The following is a 21,452-nucleotide window of genomic DNA, read 5'->3' on the forward strand; positions in this document are numbered from 1 at the left end:
GTCTTCCCTATCCAAGTTGGAAATAAAGTGCAAATCCAATCATGGCAAACGCCGCAGCAACAATCCAAAAACGAGTTACCACCTTAGTCTCGCTCCAACCGAGCTTCTCAAAATGGTGATGAATTGGCGCCATGAGAAAAACGCGTTTGCCCGTAAGCTTAAAACTTGCAACTTGGATAATGACTGAAAGAGCTTCAACAATAAACAGGCCACCCATAATGAGTGAGATCACTTCAGTTTTTGTAAGCACTGCTAAGGCAGCAAAAGCAGCACCAAGTGCAAGCGATCCCGTATCTCCCATAAAAATGGTAGCGGGAAAGCAGTTATACCAGAGGTATCCAACGAGCGAACCTGCTATTGAAGCTGCAAATACTGCAAGGTTTATCTCGTCATAGCGGAATGCAACCATAGCCATAGCAAGCATAACTACGAGCGTACAACCACCCGACAAACCATCGAGGCCGTCGGTCAGATTCACCGCGTTGGACATACCTGCCATGAGCAGGAAAACGAAGATGAGATAAACCCAAGGAATAGTCAACTGCCCGTCGCCGATAGAAATAGTGGTGCTCAGAAAACCAAGGTCAACAGAGAAGCCACCTGGAAAGAGAATCACAGGAGCAATTCCGCAGACATTAACTGCTGCAAGACAAAAGATAACAGCTATAAGAATGAGGCCGATCATCTTTTGCGAAGGTGTGAGGCCGAGTGAACGTCTATGCGCCACGCTCTCAATGTCATCGAGCAGACCGAGCAAAGCTGTTGCAATTGTAGCTAGTACACAAAGAATCAGATCTGGTGTCCAGCGCGCCATAATAAAGCAAGTGAGCACCATAGATAGCAGAATAACTACGCCACCCATGGTAGGCGTGCCTTGTTTTACGAGGTGTCCCTGAGGACCATCAGCTCGAATCTGCTGACCGACGCCCTCACGCCGCATCAAGCGAATAAAAAGCGGCATGAGCACAAGCGAAATGACGGCCGCAATGCCAATGGAAAGAAATACTTGATAGGTAGGGTAATCGGGATTACCGAGCATATGAGGAGAGCACCTCCTTGACAAAGGCGTCCAAACCGGCTGCGCGCGAAGCTTTCGCAAGTACCAAATCCTCAGGACAAAGTACTTGACCCAGCACCTGAGCAGCAGCCTCTGCGGATGCAAATGTCTCTATCGAATCTGTTGACATTCCCATGGTAATAGCACCTTCACGCATGGATGCGGCATCCTTGTCGCCAATCAAACAAAGCATATCAAGTGGCTTTGCAGCAGCATAGGCACCAACCAATGCATGAAGTTCTTGGGCATTATCGCCAAGCTCGCCAATCTCACCCAATACTGCAATACGCCGTCCAGAACACGGAAGTGAACACAATACATCGAGCGCAGCAGCCATGGATGAGGGGCTTGCATTGTAGGTATCATCAATAATTCGAGGGGCACCATCACTACCCCCTCGTACTTCAAGGCGCATGTGGGTGGGAGGCATAGCTTCTACTGCCTTACATGCTGCCTCACGATCCACACCCAACCGCCATGCAACCGTCAAGGCAAGCAAAAGATCGGGAACAAGGCGTTTTCCAGGAACAGGAAGGCGTGTGTGACGAGACCATCCATCGGGATAGCTCACCACACATGAAGCATGTCCCTCTTCGTCAATTTCAATCTCAGAGGCACGCACTGCGTCCTTATCGCTTGTTCCCACATAGGTAACGGCCACGCCGGCAGGCTCTGCAAAATCGTGAGCAATAAAGTCGCAGAAGTCATCTTCACCTACGAGTATGAGCTCGCGTGCTACTTGTTCTCCTTCGGGCAAAGTGGCGTCACACATACCCGAAACAATCTCTGCTTTTGCTCGCGCAATATTTTCACGAGAACCGAGAAGCCCAATGTGACTCGTTCCAACATTGGTAATAACAGCGAGGGTGGGTTTAGCCATTGCAGCAAGCGCTTCTATCTCGCCCGGATGGTTCATACCCATTTCGAGAACAACAACTTCAGTTTCTTCTGGTGCTGCGAGAAGCGTGAGTGGCGCTCCAATAAGATTGTTGAAATTCCCCACAGTGGCATGGACGCAGTATCGAGGGGAAAGAGCACAGGCAAGCATATCTTTTGTTGTGGTTTTGCCCACCGACCCCGTAACACCAACTACTATCCAATTGGGGTGAGCTTGACGCCATGCGCCTGCAAGGCGTAGGAGAAACGCTTCACCATTGTCTTCGCTTGCGCGCAAGACAGCGCAGTTTTTCTCAGCACAAATTGCAAGGAGTTCCTCGGTTGGGTCAGCCGTAATAACAACACAAGCCGCACCCGCCTGAGCAGCGCGCGGAGCATACGTATTACCATCCACCCGCTCGCCTGGAAAGGCAACAAAGAGCATCCCCGGCTCAACGTTACGTGAGTCTATACACACACCTGAACAAACTCTTGTACCAGAACCAGCAATAAGCTGAGCGTCAGTCGCACAAACCACTTGAGAAACTGTCATTTCAACCATGTGTTGCGACCCTCCTCTTTGAGCTATTACGACGTAGGCTGCACACCTGTGTCGGTGAGGGCCTCTGACATAATAGCCGAGAAAACGTGTGCTGCAGAAGAAGATGCAAGATATGCAGTTCCATTTAATCCTACATAAACCATAACATTCGGATCATCTGCATTTGCAAAACCAATGAGGGAGCTTACGTAGTAGAAATCCTCGTAGCCGTTTTCTCCAGCTTGTTCTCCAGTACCGGTCTTACCAGCAACATCATAACCCTCAACCTGAGCAGCCACACCAGTGCCCTCATTTACAACAACGCGCATCATATCGACAACCTCATCGGAGGTTTCCGAGGAAACGACACGGGTATCCCCCTCACTCCAATCAACAGTCTCGCCATTTTTTGAGATGAGAAAATGTGGGGTTGTCATAACACCATCGTTTGCAATTGCTGCCATAGCACGAATGACTTGAATCATTGGTATGGCCACACCTTGTCCAAACGACATAGTTCCCTGTGTGGTTGATGAATAGTCATCAAGGCTTGTTACGATGCCTGTTTGTTCGCCAGGAAAATCTATACCGGTAGTCGAGCCAATGCCAAATTTAGTCATACCTTCAGCAAATTGCTCTGCTGTCAATGTTCTTCCAACCAAAATCATGCCGGTGTTTGAAGAGCGCCGCAAGATTTCCGTGCAATCCATATCCATGGTGTAATCGCGCTCATCATCATCGCCCACCAGATCGTCGCCAACCTGTATCTTTGGTGGTACCGTAAAGGTACTTGTAGGAGTAATTGTTCCTGCATCAAGTCCTATGGCCATAACGATCGGTTTCATAATTGAGCCGGGCTCATACGAATTCGTAACCAGCTTGAGCTGCATGGCTTCATTGGTAATCGTTGACTGGTCGGTCGGATCAAGCAATGGAGTTGAGCAAGCAGCAAGCACTTCTCCTGTTTGCGGGTTCATAACCAAAGCAGAGCCGGAATCAGATTTGTACTCTTCCACACCTTCTTGAATTTGCTCTTCAACAACCTGTTGAATATTCACATCTATCGATAGGACAACATCTTGCCCATCAATGGCGTCTTCCACTTCATAGGCACCGCCAGCAACAGGAGTGCCATCGGCACCTCGCTCAACATACATTTGTCCATCAGTTCCGGATAGCACATCGTCATAAGTCAGTTCTATGCCTGACAGACCATGGCCATCGTCACCTACAAAACCAAGGATCTGGCCACCTACATTGCCGTAGGGATATACGCGCTTGGTGTCGTTTTCATAGTAGATCCCAGTCAGGTCAGCATCTTCTAAGTCCTGCTTGAGCTTATCAGCCTGATCGGTATCAACTTTCTTCTTGATATAGGCATACTGAGAATCGCCTGAAAGTGCCTCGGTAAAGTCGCTTGCACGACCACCAAGATCTTGCGCAAGAATACGAGCTGTCGCCTCAACATCGCTCACCTCTTGCGGATTACAAACTACTGTTTTGCAATCAACCGTAGTTGCCAGCACATTGCCATTGCGATCATAAATAGTGCCGCGTTTTGCCGTAATAGCAACCGCACCCGATCGCGCCGACTCCATCTTGTTTACTAAATCGCCTGCCTCAATAACTTGCAGATCGATAAGACGAATGCCAACCACTACAAGTGCAAAAAAGAGCATCGCCATAATGACGACAGGACCCTTTGATGGACCAGGGCCTGCAGCTGGTCTCACTTCACCACGAGAAGTAACCCGTGGAGACTCATCGTAGGAGGAACCACGGGTTGATCGTGTTGTTCTATATGAACGAGAATTATTTGTAGCGCGATTACGCCCTCCGCGAGGAGTGGGGCGCTGGTCTTGCCTAGACATACTGTTTCCTACTGCTGAGTAGAAGAAGTTGCCCCATCCGCCGTAGATGTCGAAGAGGATGCAGCCTGATCTTCAAGCGTAATCTTTTCTGTCTCTGTAGGAGCCACCATGCCGTAGTTTTGTGTAGCGATCCTATCGATACGTGTTGAACTTGAAAGCGTCGATGCGCTTATCTGAAGATCGCTTTTTGTTGCCTGTGCAGAAGCAATTTGTGTGCGAAGGTCTTCGTTGGCAGTAAGGCTACTTACTGTCGCCGAATAGAGTGCTACACGGGCTAATCCCAAAACTATGAAGATGGCAACTGCGATGAGCACCACGCGAACACGGAGCAAAAACTCAGGGGAAACCCCTTCACGGACCCTAGCATCAAGTCCCGCGCCCTCGACTACCTCGAAAGACGGTCGAAGTGGCATACGCTCTACAGTATGTTGTGACCGCCTCCTCTCGGCGGTCTCGAGACGCTGAGCCTCGGAGCCTTGGTATCTCATGATCTCCCCTTCGTGCAAGTCGCTTAACAAGCAACTCCGGCCGGTCACCTAAGACCGAGTGGTGCGAAATAGTGCGATGGTTGTGCGTTTAAGCTTCGTCGTAGTACGGTAGTGGTGCATTTCCCTTTATGCACGAGGTCCTGAGACCTTGGTGCCTGTTTGAGCAAAGACCTTTGTCGTTAAACCTCGCATCTTATGGCGACACGGGTCTTTGCGCTTCGCGCTCGTGGGTTTGAGCGCACCTCCTCGTCAGATGCAACGAGGGGCTTTTTTGTCTTCACGCGAAGTGCCGGCACATTTCCACACACGCACACCGGAAAATCTGGTGGGCAAGTGCAGCCGCGAGAGAGCTCGGAGAAGACGTGTTTGACGATGCGATCCTCCAGCGAGTGGTAGCTAATAACACAGATCCTCCCGCCAGGGTTAAGCCAGCGCACTGCCGCGCGCAAACCACGTTCGAGCACCTCAAGCTCATGGTTCACCTCAATACGCAAGGCTTGGAAGGTCTTGCGTGCTGGATGATGACCGTGACGCCTATCAGCTGCAGGAATGGCTGCTTTAACCACGTCAACCAATTCAAATGTGGTTTGGATTGGTTGTTTTGCTCGACGGCGTACAATTTCTCGTGCTATACGAGATGCATGCCGCTCATCGCCGTAGGTTCGCAGAATCCGGATGAGGTCGGTTTCGTTATAGGTGTTAATGACCTCAGCTGCGGTTGTGGTACATACATCCGGAGACATGCGCATATCGAGCGGAGCGTCCTCGTTATATGAGAAGCCCCTTTCGGCAATGTCGAGCTGTGGCGAAGAAACACCGAGGTCAAATAAGAAACAATCGACCCCGTCTATCTCTGCCTCAACGAGAAGATCGTCGAGTTCGCCAAAATTTCCTTTAAGGAAGAGATGGTTCCCATCTGGAACCTCGCGCTCAAAACGCTCGGTTGCTGCGGTAAGAGCCATATCGTCCTGATCGATGCCAATAGAGAGACCATCTGGCGCTATACGCTGAGCGAGAGCGACCGTATGGCCAGCTCCCCCTAACGTGCAATCACAGACGATGTCTCCTTTGTGAGGGTCCAATGCGTTCAGAACCTCTTGAAGCATCACGGGTACGTGCCGGTATTCCTCTGTCAAGACGCTTCCCCCTTTTTATTTTTCGTAGAGCAAAGACTCAAAGTCATCATCAAAGGCTTCCTGAGCTTTATTCCATTTCTCAGCATTCCAAACCTCGAAATGGTCATAAGCGCCAATCACCACAACGTCACCTTCGAGTCCAAGCTTCTGACGCCTTCCAGGCCGAGCGTTATCGATTTTGCCAAGCGCAACTCGCCCGGCCGAATCGATATCAACCTCAACGGAATTGGCGGTTATGCCAACTCGAAGACGTTTATCAGCCTGGTTGCGGGGATTAAAACCCTGACCGTCCCGCTCAAAGAGCGATTCGATCCAGGAATTAAACCCCTCAGGGGTAAAGCCATTCACGCAATCACCGTAGGGAACAAGTACGATCTTCTTGTCCATCTGTTTTCTAAACGAGGCGGGAAGCGTTACACGCGCTTTGGCATCTACCGTCATCGGAAAGGTGCCCAGCAACATGTTGTCCCCTCCTTCCCCGAACGAATACAGGTGTCCTCTGGTGAGGCGTGGGACTACTATACGTCAAATGCCACACTTTGCCCCACCAGAAAACACAATCCGACATTTTTTGTCCCTTCAATGGTTTAGGATCTTTCAATCTGTTGGCAACCCCCACCAGATATTGGGGTTGTCACCGTCTCTAGACACTAGAGCGGAACAAACCCTCAACTTCCGGTGAACATAATTGTGTCGGTGTGGTGAATCCCCTGGTCAGGCATGGTGAGAGGAGAAGTTATTCATCCATGGAATAGTATTTCACCAGGTAAATGCCGGTAAGTAAGACCATACGCAATCATTTACGTATGGCATGAAATGTTGCTAAGCCTCAATGTTTAAGTGATGGTGAGCTAAGAGTTAGAGCTTTTCTTCGTGAGCGCGTGGATGCGCGCAGAGGTATGTCATACGAATGTGTGTTCTATCAACATGGGTGTAAAGCTGTGTGGTAGAGACACTTGCATGGCCAAGCAGCTCTTGCACAACACGCAAATCAGCACCACCCTCTAAGAGGTGAGTCGCAAAACTATGTCTCAACGTATGAGGATGGAGACCTTCGAGTCCGACTAACCGCCCGCGCTTTGCAACAATCATATGCACTGCTTGGCGGGTTATACGCCCACCGCGCGCATTGAGAAAAACTGCTCCGCCCGAGCGTTGTGAAGCAAGCACGCCACGTGCATTGTCTAAATACTCTGTAAGAGCGCCCTTGGCAGTCCCAACAAGAGGTACTAAACGCTCTTTTGAGCCCTTGCCAAAAACACGAACAATTTCATCGGCAAGTGAAACCGATACAAGATCAAGTCCGCAGAGCTCTGAAACACGTAGACCACAGCCATACAAAACCTCAAGAATGGCACGATCACGCATATCGGTAGATCTTGTGCCAAACGGTTGATCCAAAAGGCGCATGGCGTCTTCGGGAGAAATAACATCTGGAAGTGTTTCTGGAGCTTTAGGGAGTGGAAGCTCTGCCGTAGGAAAGTTCTTAGTAATTTGTTCTGCCACCATAAAACGATGAAACCCTTTAATTGCAGACAGGGCTCGTTCCACAGAAGATGGCGCAAGGCCCACATCACGCAATGCTGCGATGTGGGCCTCAACGATGTTTCTAGTTACGTCATCTGGATTATGAATGTCCTGCTCAGCAAGGTAGGTAATATACCGTGTGAGATCGCGTCCGTATGATTCGATCGTGTTCAAAGAACTGCCCCGCTCAACCGTGAGATAGCTGAGATATTCCTCACGCGCACGAGCAAGATCCATACGGCAGCAAACCTTCTTATACGACGACAACCAAAGAGATTCGTTATCTAGTTTATTCAGTTTCACCCGTATGTGCATAGGCAGTCACATCATGGCGATCAATGCCCTCATGGTGCGCAATGGCCGCGCGGACAAACTCGCGGAAGAGCGGAGCTGGACGATCGGGACGGCTCTTAAACTCAGGATGCGCCTGGCTTGCCACAAACCAAGGATGCACCTCTTCGGGCAGCTCAATCATCTCAACAAGACGCTCGTCTGGAGACAGGCCAGAAATCCTCAAGCCTGCCTCAATCAAGCGATCACGATACGCATTGTTTACCTCAAAGCGATGACGATGGCGCTCGTAGACCAAGCTCTCGTTATATGCCTCAGCTGCCAGAGTATCTGGAATAACCTTACAAGGATAAGCACCGAGTCGCATGGTGCCGCCCTTGTCGGTTATCTCTTCCTGATCGGGCATGAGGTCGATGACAGGATAGGGGCAATCCGGATCAAATTCTGCCGAGCTTGCCTCTTCAAGCCCACAGACATTGCGTGCGAATTCGCATACTGCCACCTGCAAGCCGAGACATACGCCCAGATAAGGAATTTTGAGCGTGCGAGCTCTGTGAACTGCACAGACTTTGCCCTCTATACCGCGCAAACCAAAGCCGCCGGGCACCAAGATGCCATCTGCGCCCCCAAGCACCTCTTCGACATTGCTGTCGTTAAGAGCCTCGCCATCAACAAGTTCAATGTCAACATGACGGCCAAAGGCCACTCCAGAGTGATGCAGGGCCTCAATAACGGAAAGGTAAGCATCGGGAAGCTGCGTATACTTGCCCACTACATAAATTTTGGTAGTGTCTTCGCTCTTGTTTGCCTCATGCATGGCACTGGTGAAAGCATGCCAACGCTCCATATGGCTTTCATGCGGATCCATGCCCAAGCGCTCGCACACTTTGAGATCGAAGCCCTGATCAGCCAAATGTGCCGGCACGTCATAAATCGACGGCAGGTCTGAGTTCTCAAAAACACAGTCCTCATCCACATCGCAAAAACTTGCAATCTTGGCACGAATGTCAGCATCGACCTCATGATCAGAACGACAAACAATAAAATCTGGCTGAATACCCATAGAACGCAACTCGCGAACAGAGTGCTGGGTAGGCTTGGTCTTCACCTCATGGGCGGCGGCAATATAAGGAACTAAGCTCACATGGATAAGGCAGCAGTCGCGTGCGCCCTTCTCCTTACGAAATTGACGAATTGCCTCGACAAACGCTTGGCCCTCAATATCGCCAATCGTGCCACCGAGCTCGGTGATAACAACATCGGCACCCGTCTGTTCCTCAATACGACGAAAACGCTCTTTAATGGCATTGGTAACATGAGGAATTACCTGTACCGTTCCGCCAAGAAAATCTCCGGCACGCTCACGATTGATCAGCGATTGATAAATAGCACCGGTCGTAAAGTTGGAAGAACGCGTAAGGTTTTCATCGATAAAGCGCTCATAATGACCCAGGTCAAGGTCAGTCTCTTTGCCGTCTTCGGTGACAAAAACCTCGCCATGTTGAAACGGGCTCATGGTGCCTGGATCGACATTGAGATAGGGATCGGCCTTTTGCATCATGACCTTATAGCCACGCGACTTAAGCAAACGTCCAAGAGATGCCGCGGTAATACCTTTGCCCAAAGAAGATACAACGCCGCCGGTTACAAAGATATGTTTTGTCATGAAAGACCTTCCCGTAGATAGAACCAACCACTTCCACGGGTCTTCATGATAGCGCGCACAAACACCGTCAGCCGCGTCAATTGCCGATAGTCTTTAGCATGTAACAATACCCACATTTTTATTCCACTGCATGTCCTCGAACTCATGGAGCTTTACAAGCATTCCTTTTACAATAGCCCGCTTATACCATGGCAGGCTTAAAATAAGTCCTTCTCGATGGTTTCTGTCAGCTACACTATCGGTTGTTATACATACAGGTAAAACCTCTTCGTGAAAGGATTTAGAGCATGCGCACGGGCTTTGATAACGAGAAATACATTTCCTTACAAACTGCCCGCATTAAGGAACGCATTGCTCAGTTTGGTGGCAAACTCTACCTCGAGTTTGGTGGCAAATTATTCGACGATTACCATGCAAGTCGAGTGCTTCCGGGCTTTGAGCCCGATACGAAATTTCGCATGCTCTCTGCTCTTGCAAACGACATGGAAATACTCATTGCAGTAAGCGCCGAAGATATTGAGCGTGGAAAAGTCCGCGGTGACTTGGGTATCACGTACGACGAAGAGGCGCTGCGCCTTGCAGATATTTTCCGTTCCAAAGGTCTTCTTGTCCGCTCAGTCGTACTTACACGATATGCTTCTCAGCCTGCTGCCGACGTTTTTCGTCGCCGCCTTCGTGAGCTTGGTGTACCGTGCTGTTTGCACTACCCTATCGACGGCTATCCACACAACATTGATTTAATCGTTTCAGAAAATGGCTATGGCAAAAATGAGTTTGTCAAAACCGAACGCCCGCTTGTAGTAGTAACAGCCCCAGGCCCCGGGTCGGGAAAACTTGCCACATGCCTTTCTCAGCTCTATCACGAGAATCGCCATGGTGTAGCCGCAGGATACGCAAAATTTGAAACATTCCCCATTTGGAATTTGCCACTCAATCATCCCGTCAATATTGCCTATGAAGCAGCGACGGTAGATTTGGACGACTCCAACATTATCGATCCGTTCCATCTTGAAGCACATGGTCAAACGACGGTGAATTATAACCGCGATGTGGCTGCATTTCCGGTCCTTAAAGCCATGATGGAACGCATTATGGGTGAAAGCCCTTATCAAAGCCCTACTGATATGGGCGTCAATATGGCTGGCATGGCCATTATCGATGATGAGGCATGTTGTCAGGCGGCCAAAATGGAGATCGTGCGTCGCTATTTCCAAGCTGCTGAGCAGTTCAAACGCACTGGTATGGGAAAAGAACAAGTGGATCGCTTGCTCAATCTCATGAAAAAAGCCGGCATCAATGAAGACTTCTCCCCTGCACGTTCCGCAGCACTTCTTAAAGAGGAAACCACCGGTTTGCCCGCTGGCGCCATGATGCTTTCTGACGGCACCATCGTAACCGGCAAAACTTCCACTCGCCTTGGCGCTGCAAGCTCTCTTCTCATGAATGCCCTGAAAGCGGCCACTGGTGTAGATATGGAGCTCGAGGTTATTACTGATGAAGCCATTGAGCCTATTCAGCGGCTCAAGACCAAGAGTCTTGGTTCACGCAATCCTCGCCTGCATCCTGATGAGACACTCATCGCCCTTTCTATCAGCTCTGCCACCAGTGAGCTGGCAGCAAAGGTACTAGGAGGCCTCAAGATGCTCCGCGGCTGCGATGCATTTTTCTCCGTCATCGTTTCTGCTCGTGATGAGGAAACCTATCGCCGCCTTGGCATAAATATATGCTGCGAACCGAAGTATGAAAAAGGCTGGCACATCAGGAATTAGCCGAGGGGCCGCCGACCCACTCACTCATCTGATTGTTGGGCTTGTTCAAGCATCTGTCGTGCAAGATCTTGTGATGAAGAAGATATCTCTCCGGAAAGCATTCGAGCTATTTCCTTCACGCGATCTTCCCCAGCAAGCTCAACAATCTCCGTTTCAGGAATACCCAGCGCGTCCGTATGTTTACGCACCAAATAGTGGCGCGTACCCATTACAGCCACCTGAGCCAAGTGGGTAACCACAATCACCTGATGCGTTTTGGCAAGATCTGCAAGCACGAGTGCCAAAGCCCGCGCTGTTGCTCCGCCAACGCCAGCATCAACTTCATCAAAGACAAGGGTGTCAACGCCATCGGCGTTACCGAGCGCCACCTTACATGCCAGCATGACACGGCTCACCTCACCGCCTGATGCTATTTTTCGCAAGGGTCGTGCGCTCATGCCTTCGGCGGGGCGGTAGAGCATCTCAACTTTGCTTGCTCCAGCAGGTCCCCACTGATCGCGCGGTAAAGATTCAATATCGATGCTTATTTCTGCAGTTCCCATTTCAAGGCGATGCATCTGATCACACACTTTTTGCGCAAGGCGCGGTGCAGCCTTTTGCCGTACTTCATCAAGATGCTGAGCAGCTGCCTTCAGGTGTACCTCTGCTTCTTCACAAGCCTTTTCGGCAGCCTCTTCAAGCTCCCCGTTATTATCAGCAGCATCAACCAATTCACGCGCTTCTTGCTGCTTGACCAGCACATCAACCATGCGCGGGCCATAGGTGCGCATAAGCCCCTGCAGCTGTGCCATACGATTTTGCATACGATCAAGCGTCTGAGGATCAAACTCGACGGTATCCTGATAATCACGAAGTGCTGCAGCAATATCTTCTATATCCAAAAGAGCGCTTTGCAATGTCTCGGCAAAGGTAGCAAGTTTTTCATCATAGCGGGCAGCATCTTCGAGCGCGGCAATTGCGTCCGATAGCTTATCGGAAGCACCTTCATCACCAAAAAGTGCCTCTCGAGCAGTCTGAGCAGCAAGCATGAGAGCTTCAGCATGCTCTGCGCGCGGCAACGTTTCTTCGAGCTCTTCAAGCTCCCCTTCTTGCGGATGCACTTCTTCAATACGGGCAAGCACAAATCGTGCTTGGTCTACACGGGTATTATCAGCACGGCGCGCATCACGAATGCGTTCGAGCTCGGCATGTGCATCCTGGGCTTCTTTCAGCGCTTCGATATAGGCTTGACGTGCTTGCGCAGCAACAGATCCTATCCAGGCATCGAGCAGCTCAACATGAGTAGCTGGAGTGAGCAGGCGCTGGTGTTCGTGTTGGCCGCACAGATCTACGGTAGAACCAACACCTTCTGCCAACTCGCGAACAGATGCCATATGGCCATCAAGCTCAACGCGACCACGACCGTCCGCCGCAACACGTCTCCGTACAATGTGGCCTTCAGGATCCTCAGCGCTTACCACGCGACCCTCAACCACCAAGGCGTCGGCACCCTCGCGCACAAGCCCTGCATCGCCACGCTCACCAACAAGCAGCTTGAGTGCTCCTAACAGGGCCGTCTTACCTGCTCCTGTTTCGCCTGTAAGCACCGTAAGACCATCGGCGGGCTCTATGGCTGCCTCACGAATAAGTGCAACGTTTGAGGCACGAAGTTCATCAATCATTTGCCCACCTGACCGTAAAAGACACGAGAAACCGACTTATAGAAATTGGATGGTCCCCCATCAAGCAGCACAATATCGCCAGGCCCACGTCTCACTGCAGCTCGCTCAACAAAAGCATCTCGTTGAGCAACTTGTCCATCTACAAAAGCAATGCGATCTGCAGGGCGCTCAGGAACCATTTCCAACTCAACAACATCGGACGGAGCGGCTAAAAAGGCGCGCGCCAAGATGGTATGAGGCGCAATTGGCACACAGACCATTCCTCTAAAATCGGGGTGCACAATGGGTCCTCCCGATGCAAGGGCGTAACCGGTAGATCCTGTTGCTGTTGAAACGACAAAACCATCGCCACGCAAACGGTCGATATGGATGCCAGATACCGCCAAATCAAACTCGATCATATCGCCCTCACCACCTCGGGTAAGCGCAAGCTCATTGAGGGCGAAGAAGTGCTTACAGCTATGAGCACCCTGGGCATCGACCATATCGAGTTCAACATCGAGAGTAGCACGACGAGAAACATGCATATCTCCAGCAAGCGCTCGAGATACAGAACCAATCACATCATCTGAACCCGCACCGGTAAGAAACCCGAGGTGTCCAAAAGAAAGTCCTAAGATGGGAATCTCGGCATACCCAACAATACGCGCCGCACGCAGTAGCGTTCCATCGCCGCCAAGCGATACCACAAGTTCACAGCCCTCGGCACTTGTCTGCCTTTGGGCATCAAGTTTTTTATCGTGTGCCCACGCAACCTCTACGCCTTCAGACTCGAGCCAATTGGTAATTGTCCGAGAAGCATCAATTGCATCGGGTCTCGAGTAATTTGGCACGAGAAGTATCTTCACAGGACACACTCCTCAATAGTTTGCTCTCATGTAGCCATACTTCATTCTCATAACAAAGTACAGCACGAATAACATACTGCCAACGCAGCAGCGCTTTTTACCATAGGAAGTTTACCCCGGATAGCTCCGTGCGACGTTCAGAAACTAATTCGATTGTTGTGCCTCTTGTATGACAACGTCAATATCGAGGACTGAAGCTTCTGTGCCTTTTTGGCCGAGAAGCAAGAATTCATGATTGCCTTTGTGACCTGTTATGGGGCTTGCACATACTTTGAGCGGCGCTATGCCAGATTCTAAAAAGGCTTCCGTAACCGTTTGTAGAACGCTCCGCCATACCTCCGGATCGCGTACAATTCCGCCTTTTTCTACCTCGTTTCTCTCCGCTTCAAACTGTGGTTTCACCAACGTAAGGAAACTTCCTTTTTCGTTGAGCAGTGCACAAACAGCAGGAAGAATGGTGCGGATTGAGGTGAACGACACATCACAAACAGCTAAATCAATGGAGCCCACACGCTCCGGTGTTGCAACATCGCAAATATTGGTTCGTTCGAGCAAAGTAACACGGGGGTCATTTCTTAACGACCAGTCAAATTGAGCATAACCTACGTCAACCGAGAGAACAGATGCTGCTCCACGACGCAACAAACAGTCGGTAAATCCTCCTGTAGAACATCCAACATCTAAACAAGCAAGTCCCTCAGGACTCACGTTAAAGGCATCGAGTCCCTGTTGGAGCTTCAGACCCCCGCGACTCACATAAGGAATATGACCACGAACATGAAGTTCAATCCCGGGCTTCACCCGTTCACCCGGAGAAGTAAGACGCCGATTTGTAGTTGAAACTTCACCGGCAAGCACCGATCGAAGCGCCTCGTCTGTATCACGAAAAAAGCCTTGGCGAACCAGTTCTTCATCAAGACGCGGACGCACGCCGTTATGCCTCCTTATCGGAAGAGGCATTTTCCTCTGTATCAGATGCTTGCTGCTCAGAGCTAGACTGTTCGCCCCCAGATAAAGCTTCACCGCTCAGCTGTTTACGCTCTTCTTCAGAAAATTCTACGCGATCAACCATTTCCACGGCTTTTGAGCCAAGCGCAATTGCTTCATCAAAAAGGTCGAGAGAACGTTCAAGCGATGCGTCCTTATCACGCACCGCTTTAACAATCTCATCAAGTCGATCCGTAACTTCGGAAAAGGTTTTATAAGACGAAGTATCTATGCGTGCCATAGGCTCTACTCGCCAATCTCATTAGTTACCGGAACCTCTGAGGATGCTACAGGATGAGAGAGATCTTTTCCCTCATCAATTGCAGTGGCAATTGCACCAAGAACACCGTTGATAAAACGGGAGGATTCATCAGTGCCATATGCCTTTGCAAGCTCTACCGACTCAGAAATGGTAACTGCAATTGCAACTTCATCAACATAAAGCAGCTCATACAGGGCAAGGCGCAAGAGATTACGATCTACCGCTGGCATGCGATATACATCCCAGTTCTCAGAGAACTGAGACAGAATGCGATCGAGTTCAGGAATCATTGCCCCGGTTCCGCGTGCGAGAGTCTCACCGAAGGAATCAATCGGGCCTGCAAATACTGCCAAACCATCCTCTTCATCTGTCTCCACGTGAGAAACACCAGAAGAGCGTCCTGTTAGGACATATGAACCTGAGAGAACATCATCGACAGAACGACCGGTGGCCTCTGCTTGAAAGAGAACTTGCAGGGCCTGGCTTCGAGCGAGTGTACGCCCGACTAGATGAGAGCGAGACAAAGTTAGTTACTCCTTGGGAAACACGAGGCTATCGATGCAGACATTAACAGCTGAGACTTCGACCCCTACATGCTCGGAAATGGCACGCACCACAGCAGAGCGGACTTGTTCAGCCAGCTTAGTAAACACGTAACCAAAGAAAACCGCAAGATGTACGGTCACAATTAAGCCATTTTCATCTGTTTCACATTCAACTGCACGGCTGGATTGCAGGGATTTACGAGTAAAAACCGACACAAGACCTGAAGCAATATCGTTGCCCCCAACACGTGCAACACCCTCGACCTTCTCAACAGCTGTCGAAACAATCTGGGCAATAACACTTTTGGAAATACCGATGCCGGAGAGTGTAATCTCGCTGTCTTCCATGAGAGTCCTTTCAAGCACCGAACACACTCAGCGAGTGGCCCGGACCGAGACTGCAATAATTGCCTTTAGTATAAGACCTTACATCGATAAATACCCAATAAGCATCGATAAGACACGAATGAAAAGGCCCGCACTAAAAGGCGAGCCGATTCATAACAAAGTAGTGATGCGCTCTTCGCTTAGAGACGCTGAACAAACTTGCCGGTGCGCGTATCGACTTTAATACGCTCGCCCTGGTTGAGATACATCGGCACCTGAACCGTTGCACCCGTTTCGATAACTGCAGGCTTGGTGCCACCTTGTACAGTATCACCCTTAAATCCAGGATCCGTCTCGGTTACCTCTACCTCAATAAACATTGGAGGATTGACACCGAGAAGCTCTGTGTCAGCATAAAGCAGCTGGCAGATATCGTTTTCCTTGAACCACTTAGCATTGTCGCCAATATAATCGGTGGATACAGGAATTTGGTCATATGTTTCCATATCCATGAAGTAGTAAGCGTCTGAATCGCTGTAGAGATACTGCATCTCCTTTGTGATGAGCTGTACGCTCTCAAACTTTGTACCAGCGTTGCATGTCTGATCAATCGTACGACCATCGCGCAGATCCTTGATCTTATAGCGTACGAAAGCGCCGCCCTTGCCAGGCTTTACATGCTGAAACTCAACAATGGTGTAATACTTACCATCGATCTTAAGGCCCATGCCATTACGAAAATCTGCAGTGCTAATGGTTGCCACAGTTACTCACTTTCTCGTACTAAACCCATGTAGGACTCATACTGTCCGTTCTTTATTATAGCGCGATGTATTCTATCGCTCAGATTGCACAACATTCGTCAGTCAAACTACCCTTTTTTCTTACGAACAGTAAAGAGTCGCTTCAAGCCTGCCCCAATAACCTGGAAAAAGGTTGGGGATCGTACGAGACGATCGTCTGGAACATAGGGGCGCATGGCACGCAAAGTTCGCTTGTTATCCCGCGTTGAGAATGAATAGGTACCGTTTTCTTTTGTGAACACGGCAAATCGAGAAATATATTTTCCACCAAACATGACCGAAGCAGCCACATGGTCAATTTCACTCCAAGGAATTTGTATATAGTCTTCAACGTTTTTTTCGTTGTAATACTCAAGCGCTTTGTTTCCTATCATCAGGTCGCCATAGCTTGCAAGACCAAGGAATGAAGTTGCTTTGATAGTAAGGTCAACTGAACTATTTTGGGACTGTGCCATTGATTCCCCTTAGGTGAAACTGTCTGGATGAGACTGCGCCCCACCCGAGAAATCTCGAGATGGGGCGCGAACAGCCTATCGTTATTGTATGGCTTTTTTACATGAAGTTAAGCACACGGCCAACAATACCAACAACGAAGAGGGCCAGGATGATAGCGATCGGTGAGACCTTCTTCTTCAGCAACCAGCAGCACAGAAGGGTAAGACCAACAGCCGCAAGGCCCGGGATAAGAGAGTCGAGGTTAGCTTGCAGTGTCGTGACCTTATTCACATCAAGTGCATTGGCACCAAGGGATGAGAACTGAGTGAGAGCTCACGAATACCTGCTGCGACACCATCATTCTGGATGACCTCAGAGATAATCGGCACACCGGTATTGTGAACTTCAGCCAGCACTGAAGGATCTGTTGGTGTCTCCCACACAATGTAGGAACCAACCGATTGCTGTACCGACGAGACGATCGGGGTAAACGAGATGGATACCCAACGCTGAACCAAAGAACCAATGATAAACATACCAAGGATGGAAGCGCCCTCGGTAATCTTGCCCATCAGACCACCGGAGAGGTCCTTAGTAATTGAAGTGCCCACATGATAGCCAAATTCCTGGGTGTACCACAGGAATGCCATACGAATGATGTTCCAAGCAAAGAAGAACAGCAGTGGGCCAATAATGGAGCCGGAAAGTGCAAATGATGCACCAAGAGCACCAAGGATTGGACGAAGCGTGAACCAGAATACTGGGTCACCAACGCCAGCCAGCGGGCCCATCATGCCTACCTTGACACCCTGAATTGCAACGTCATCTACAGGAGCGCCGTTTGCACGGTCCTCCTCAAGGGCGAGCGTTACGCCCATAACAGGAGCGGAAACATAAGGATGAGTGTTGTAGAACTCCATATGACGCTTAAGCGCGGCAATCTGGTCGTCCTTATCCTTATAAAGCTTCTTAATAGCGGGGATTATCGAATAGCACCAGCCGCCATTCTGCATACGTTCGTAGTTCCACGAGCCCTGCAGGAATTGATGGCGCCATGCAATCGAAAGACGATCACGCTTAGTAAGAGCAACTCTTTCTTCTGCCATAAGTCTCTCCTCCCTTCCTACTCGTAGTCATTCAAAATGTCGCCAAGCGGATCACCCGATCCGCCACCTCCCTCATTGGACTGTGCAAGCTCCTTGAGGCCGAGGTAGATAAGAGCAAGGGAAACACCAATAACGCCGAGAGCGATAAGGGTGAGCTCGCTAATGGCAGCAACAGCAAAGCCGAGAGCAAAGAACGGCCAGGTTTCCTTTGTTGCCATCATATTGATAACCATGGCATAACCGACTGCAGCAATCATGCCGCCGCCAACAGCCATGCCACCAGAAAGCCAAGCAGGCATCATGTTGAGTGCATTGGTAACAATCTGAGGATCTACGAAGCACAGAACTGCTGCAGGAATGGCAATACGGACGCCCTGCATAGCAATAGCAATAATCTGCCAAGCATCAATAGCGCCAAAGTTGCCCTTTGCAGCTGCCGCATCCATTGCGTGGACAATAGGAATAGCAAGGGTACGGCAGATCATAGTAAGGAACAGACCTGCTACAGAAAGAGGCACTGCTACTGCAATAGAAGTATTGATTGCAGTCTGGGGATCAACTGTACCGCCATCAAGTGCCAGCACCATGATAATGGCAGAGGCAACTGAGGCGAGAGCGGCGTCAGGCGCTACTGCTGCACCTACGTTTGCCCAACCAAGAGCAATTAACTGCAGGGAGCCGCCCAGAATAATACCTTCGGTGAGGTGTCCGCTCACCAAGCCGATGAGCGTGCAGGCAACCAGCGGCTGATGGAACTGAAACTCATCGAGAATACCTTCCATGCCTGCCAGGAAGGCGACGATGATGATCAGTACGACCGTGATAATCGACATTTAGTCAAACCCTCCTTCATTAGGACGCGGCAAGCTCAGACTTGGCCTTCTTCATCACTGCATCAAACGATTCAGGAGAATCGCTGGGGACCTTACGAACGTCGAACTCAATGCCTTCTGCAGCAAGCTTCTCAAGGCAATCGACATCATCCTGATCCATAGCAATAGCGTTGGTGACAACGACCTTGCCCACAGAGTGAGCCATAGAGCCGAGATTGACCTTCTTAATGTCCACACCACCCTCAACACAACGCAGTAAATCCTGGGGTGTCTCGAAGAGCAGCAGCGCCTTTGTGGCACCAAAACGTGGATCGTGAGCAACCTCAATCATCTTGTTAACAGGAATGACGTGCGCCTTAACTCCTGGAGGGGCTGCTTGCATGATCATCGTCTTACGAAGGTCATCGTGAGCAACATCATCAGAAACAACAATGATGCGATCGGGATTGGTTTGCTTTGTCCAGGTGGTGGCAACCTGGCCATGAAGCAAACGAGTGTCTACACGGCAAAGGACAAACTTAATGTGACCGTCACCGAGTACCGTACCCTCCGGAATAGCGCCAACGGCTGGAGCCGATGCCTGTGCAGGAGCTGCAGCAGGAGCAGCAGCAACCTCAGGCTTTGTACGGATACCCGACCTTGCTTCTTCGAAGATCTCCTTAGCCACATCTTCAGCTGTTTCTGCACCCATCCTCGCGCCATAGGCAGAAACGAGCATTGGAAGGTTAAGGCCGGTCATAGCGATCCAACCTGGATGACCCTCTTCTTCAATCAGACGAGAAACCTGATTGAAGGGAGTGCCTCCCCACAGATCAACGAGGAACAGGACTTGCTCCTGATCGTCAAATGTGGCGATAGCATCCAGCAACTTCCCATGCATATCGTCTGGGCCCATGTCTGGGGTAAGCACGACAGCCGCAACGTTTTCCTGCGGACCAAAGATCATCTGACCAGACTCTTTGATGCCTTCAGCAAACGAACCGTGGCTGGCAAGGACAATGCTGACCATTCTTCCTCCTTTTCATCATTACTCGTGGCTTACAAAACAACTTACGGCCGGAAGCAAAACATCATCACTCTGCTACCACCTGAAAAGGGTGAAGAAGCTCATTGTTCCGGATAATACACATGAAGGAATTATGAATGAGTATGAAGAATTTGTAAAGATACCTCACAGATCACATTTGGATTAAATTTGCGTTCTACCTGTATAGTAAAATGCGCAATTTTTTGTTTCCAATAGTTGTACCAGGCAACTATTTCAAACGAGTAATTCAAATGTAACCAGCTTGTGTTTCTCAAACCTCTAAACAGACAAGATCATGCGTTGAGGCAGTAAATGGCGAAAAGCCGTCATCTGTAACAACGCCAAAATCCTCAAGACGAATGCCAAATTTGCCTGGTAAATAAATCCCAGGTTCAACAGTTACAACAGAGCCTGCTGGCAGCTCCTCATGCCAAGCAGTACCCAAACTGGGCCACTCATGTATTTCAAGACCAACACCATGGCCAAGACCATGGCCAAAGTAGTCTCCATAGCCCGCCTCAGCAATTATCTTACAGGCCAGCTCATGAATCTCGGAGCCAATACATCCTGGTTTAATTGCGGCAGCACACGTCTCATGAGCTTCACGCACCACCTCATAGACCTTACGCTGCTCATCTGTAGCGGCGCCAACACAAACCGTACGCGTCATATCAGCGTGATAGTCATGTACGGCGGCACCGTAATCCATAACGATAAGATCGCCAACCTCAATTACGCGATCACTTGGACGGGCATGTGGATTGGCGCCCTGAGGGCCAGAAGCAACAATTGAAGGAAATGAAAGAGCATCGGCCCCGTGCGAAAGCATAAAACCCTCAAGCTCTGCTCGGACTTCCAGCTCAGTCAAACCAGGTCGAATAAACTCGCAAATATGTGCAAACGCATTGTCGGTTATATCTTGTGCCTGCTGAATGAGGGCTAGCTCCTCTTCATCCTTTACCATACGCAAACGACGAATATCACCATGTAAACGAGGTGTTAAGCAAGCAACCGAACGTGCCGATAGCGCTTCTCCAAGCGCATCAAAAAAGGCAAGATCACATGTATCTTCAAGAGCCACCACACGCGCACGCGTTTCAACTACCCGTGCAGCCACCCATTGAGCAGGACTTATGCGCTCCTGATCAAGCAGCCACGCCTCATTCAACCGCTCAACAAGTGTGTTGTAGTAGCGCGAATCGGTATGAAACCACAGCTGATTTTCCGTAATAAAGGCGACGTGTGCCACTTCTTCGTCGAATGTCTGTGCTGCTCCCGTTAACCAGCGCAAATCGGGGATATTTCTCACTACCACCGCATCGTATCCCCGCTGAGACATTAACTGACGCAAGCGCGCAATACGTTCAGACGTATCCACAGCTACTCCCATACCTGT

General features: G+C 50.0%; 22 protein-coding genes. 1 reads left to right on the top strand and 21 read right to left on the bottom strand.

Annotated features, from left to right (window positions below; translation table 11 throughout):
* Window positions 1-7: 7 nt before the first annotated feature.
* From mraY to ACQY6Y_RS00225, 8 genes are all read right to left on the bottom strand, one after another.
* Window positions 8-1,039: a phospho-N-acetylmuramoyl-pentapeptide-transferase gene (gene mraY, locus ACQY6Y_RS00190; RefSeq protein ID WP_428378294.1), complete on the bottom strand. Its 1,032-nt coding sequence runs from the start codon at window positions 1,037-1,039 to the stop codon at window positions 8-10.
* Entirely contained in the window at window positions 1,029-2,495 is a 1,467-nt protein-coding gene (locus ACQY6Y_RS00195) for a UDP-N-acetylmuramoyl-tripeptide--D-alanyl-D-alanine ligase (protein WP_428378295.1), read from the bottom strand. The genes mraY and ACQY6Y_RS00195 overlap by 11 nt, the downstream gene beginning before the upstream one ends.
* A 26-nt stretch (window positions 2,496-2,521) precedes the next feature.
* Window positions 2,522-4,345, bottom strand: coding sequence for a peptidoglycan D,D-transpeptidase FtsI family protein (locus tag ACQY6Y_RS00200; protein ID WP_428378296.1), 1,824 nt, complete (start codon window positions 4,343-4,345; stop codon window positions 2,522-2,524).
* 8 nt (window positions 4,346-4,353) lie between these two features.
* Window positions 4,354-4,833 (bottom strand): cell division protein FtsL, encoded by a 480-nt coding sequence (locus ACQY6Y_RS00205; protein WP_428378297.1) that lies wholly within the window; start codon window positions 4,831-4,833, stop codon window positions 4,354-4,356.
* Between the two features lie 179 nt (window positions 4,834-5,012).
* Window positions 5,013-5,969, bottom strand: a complete 957-nt coding sequence (gene rsmH, locus ACQY6Y_RS00210; RefSeq protein ID WP_428378298.1) for a 16S rRNA (cytosine(1402)-N(4))-methyltransferase RsmH — start codon at window positions 5,967-5,969, stop codon at window positions 5,013-5,015.
* A gap of 15 nt (window positions 5,970-5,984) precedes the next feature.
* On the bottom strand, window positions 5,985-6,431 hold the full coding sequence (locus tag ACQY6Y_RS00215) for a division/cell wall cluster transcriptional repressor MraZ (RefSeq protein WP_428378299.1): 447 nt from the start codon (window positions 6,429-6,431) through the stop codon (window positions 5,985-5,987).
* A 396-nt stretch (window positions 6,432-6,827) separates the two neighbouring features.
* Window positions 6,828-7,733, bottom strand: a complete 906-nt coding sequence (locus tag ACQY6Y_RS00220) for a site-specific tyrosine recombinase (RefSeq protein ID WP_428378300.1) — start codon at window positions 7,731-7,733, stop codon at window positions 6,828-6,830.
* Window positions 7,734-7,785: 52 nt separating this feature from the next.
* The gene (locus ACQY6Y_RS00225; protein ID WP_428378301.1) at window positions 7,786-9,453 is read right to left on the bottom strand and encodes a CTP synthase; all 1,668 of its coding nucleotides are present in this window, start codon (window positions 9,451-9,453) and stop codon (window positions 7,786-7,788) included.
* A 287-nt stretch (window positions 9,454-9,740) separates the two neighbouring features.
* On the opposite strand from ACQY6Y_RS00225, the gene ACQY6Y_RS00230 reads away from it, so the two are divergent.
* Complete coding sequence (locus ACQY6Y_RS00230; protein ID WP_428378302.1) at window positions 9,741-11,222, top strand: DUF1846 domain-containing protein; 1,482 nt, start codon at window positions 9,741-9,743, stop codon at window positions 11,220-11,222.
* Window positions 11,223-11,242: 20 nt separating this feature from the next.
* Here the strand turns inward: ACQY6Y_RS00230 and recN are convergent, their stop codons facing one another.
* The 13 genes from recN to ACQY6Y_RS00295 all read right to left on the bottom strand — a co-directional run bounded on the left by recN (window position 11,243) and on the right by ACQY6Y_RS00295 (window position 21,446).
* Entirely contained in the window at window positions 11,243-12,883 is a 1,641-nt protein-coding gene (gene recN / locus ACQY6Y_RS00235; protein WP_428378303.1) for a DNA repair protein RecN, read from the bottom strand.
* Window positions 12,880-13,731: an NAD(+)/NADH kinase gene (locus ACQY6Y_RS00240; protein WP_428378304.1), complete on the bottom strand. Its 852-nt coding sequence runs from the start codon at window positions 13,729-13,731 to the stop codon at window positions 12,880-12,882. Before ACQY6Y_RS00240 ends, recN begins: the two co-directional genes overlap by 4 nt.
* A 144-nt stretch (window positions 13,732-13,875) precedes the next feature.
* Window positions 13,876-14,661: a TlyA family RNA methyltransferase gene (locus ACQY6Y_RS00245; protein ID WP_428378305.1), complete on the bottom strand. Its 786-nt coding sequence runs from the start codon at window positions 14,659-14,661 to the stop codon at window positions 13,876-13,878.
* Window positions 14,662-14,665: 4 nt separating this feature from the next.
* Window positions 14,666-14,959 (bottom strand): exodeoxyribonuclease VII small subunit, encoded by a 294-nt coding sequence (locus ACQY6Y_RS00250; protein ID WP_428378306.1) that lies wholly within the window; start codon window positions 14,957-14,959, stop codon window positions 14,666-14,668.
* Between the two features lie 5 nt (window positions 14,960-14,964).
* Complete coding sequence (gene nusB, locus ACQY6Y_RS00255) at window positions 14,965-15,504, bottom strand: transcription antitermination factor NusB (RefSeq protein WP_428378307.1); 540 nt, start codon at window positions 15,502-15,504, stop codon at window positions 14,965-14,967.
* Window positions 15,505-15,510: 6 nt separating this feature from the next.
* Window positions 15,511-15,873 carry an Asp23/Gls24 family envelope stress response protein gene (locus ACQY6Y_RS00260; protein WP_428378308.1) on the bottom strand — a complete coding sequence of 121 codons (363 nt, stop codon included), beginning with the start codon at window positions 15,871-15,873 and terminating at the stop codon, window positions 15,511-15,513.
* Window positions 15,874-16,052: 179 nt separating this feature from the next.
* Entirely contained in the window at window positions 16,053-16,616 is a 564-nt protein-coding gene (efp, locus tag ACQY6Y_RS00265) for an elongation factor P (protein WP_428378309.1), read from the bottom strand.
* A gap of 107 nt (window positions 16,617-16,723) precedes the next feature.
* The gene (locus ACQY6Y_RS00270; protein WP_428378310.1) at window positions 16,724-17,110 is read right to left on the bottom strand and encodes a DUF956 family protein; all 387 of its coding nucleotides are present in this window, start codon (window positions 17,108-17,110) and stop codon (window positions 16,724-16,726) included.
* 97 nt (window positions 17,111-17,207) lie between these two features.
* Window positions 17,208-17,381, bottom strand: a complete 174-nt coding sequence (locus ACQY6Y_RS00275; RefSeq protein WP_428378311.1) for a PTS system mannose/fructose/sorbose family transporter subunit IID — start codon at window positions 17,379-17,381, stop codon at window positions 17,208-17,210.
* Window positions 17,378-18,196, bottom strand: a complete 819-nt coding sequence (locus tag ACQY6Y_RS00280; RefSeq protein ID WP_428378312.1) for a PTS system mannose/fructose/sorbose family transporter subunit IID — start codon at window positions 18,194-18,196, stop codon at window positions 17,378-17,380. Before ACQY6Y_RS00280 ends, ACQY6Y_RS00275 begins: the two co-directional genes overlap by 4 nt.
* A gap of 17 nt (window positions 18,197-18,213) precedes the next feature.
* Window positions 18,214-19,029, bottom strand: a complete 816-nt coding sequence (locus ACQY6Y_RS00285; protein ID WP_428378313.1) for a PTS mannose/fructose/sorbose transporter subunit IIC — start codon at window positions 19,027-19,029, stop codon at window positions 18,214-18,216.
* 19 nt (window positions 19,030-19,048) lie between these two features.
* On the bottom strand, window positions 19,049-20,038 hold the full coding sequence (locus tag ACQY6Y_RS00290) for a PTS sugar transporter subunit IIB (protein ID WP_428378314.1): 990 nt from the start codon (window positions 20,036-20,038) through the stop codon (window positions 19,049-19,051).
* Between the two features lie 289 nt (window positions 20,039-20,327).
* A complete protein-coding gene (locus tag ACQY6Y_RS00295; protein WP_428378315.1) occupies window positions 20,328-21,446 on the bottom strand; it encodes a M24 family metallopeptidase in 1,119 nt (372 codons plus the stop codon).
* Between the last annotated feature and the right edge of the window lie 6 nt (window positions 21,447-21,452).

Origin of the sequence: Olsenella sp. Marseille-QA0557, assembly GCF_965119725.1 — a bacterium.
GTDB classification, from domain to species: domain Bacteria; phylum Actinomycetota; class Coriobacteriia; order Coriobacteriales; family Atopobiaceae; genus Coprovicinus; species Coprovicinus avistercoris.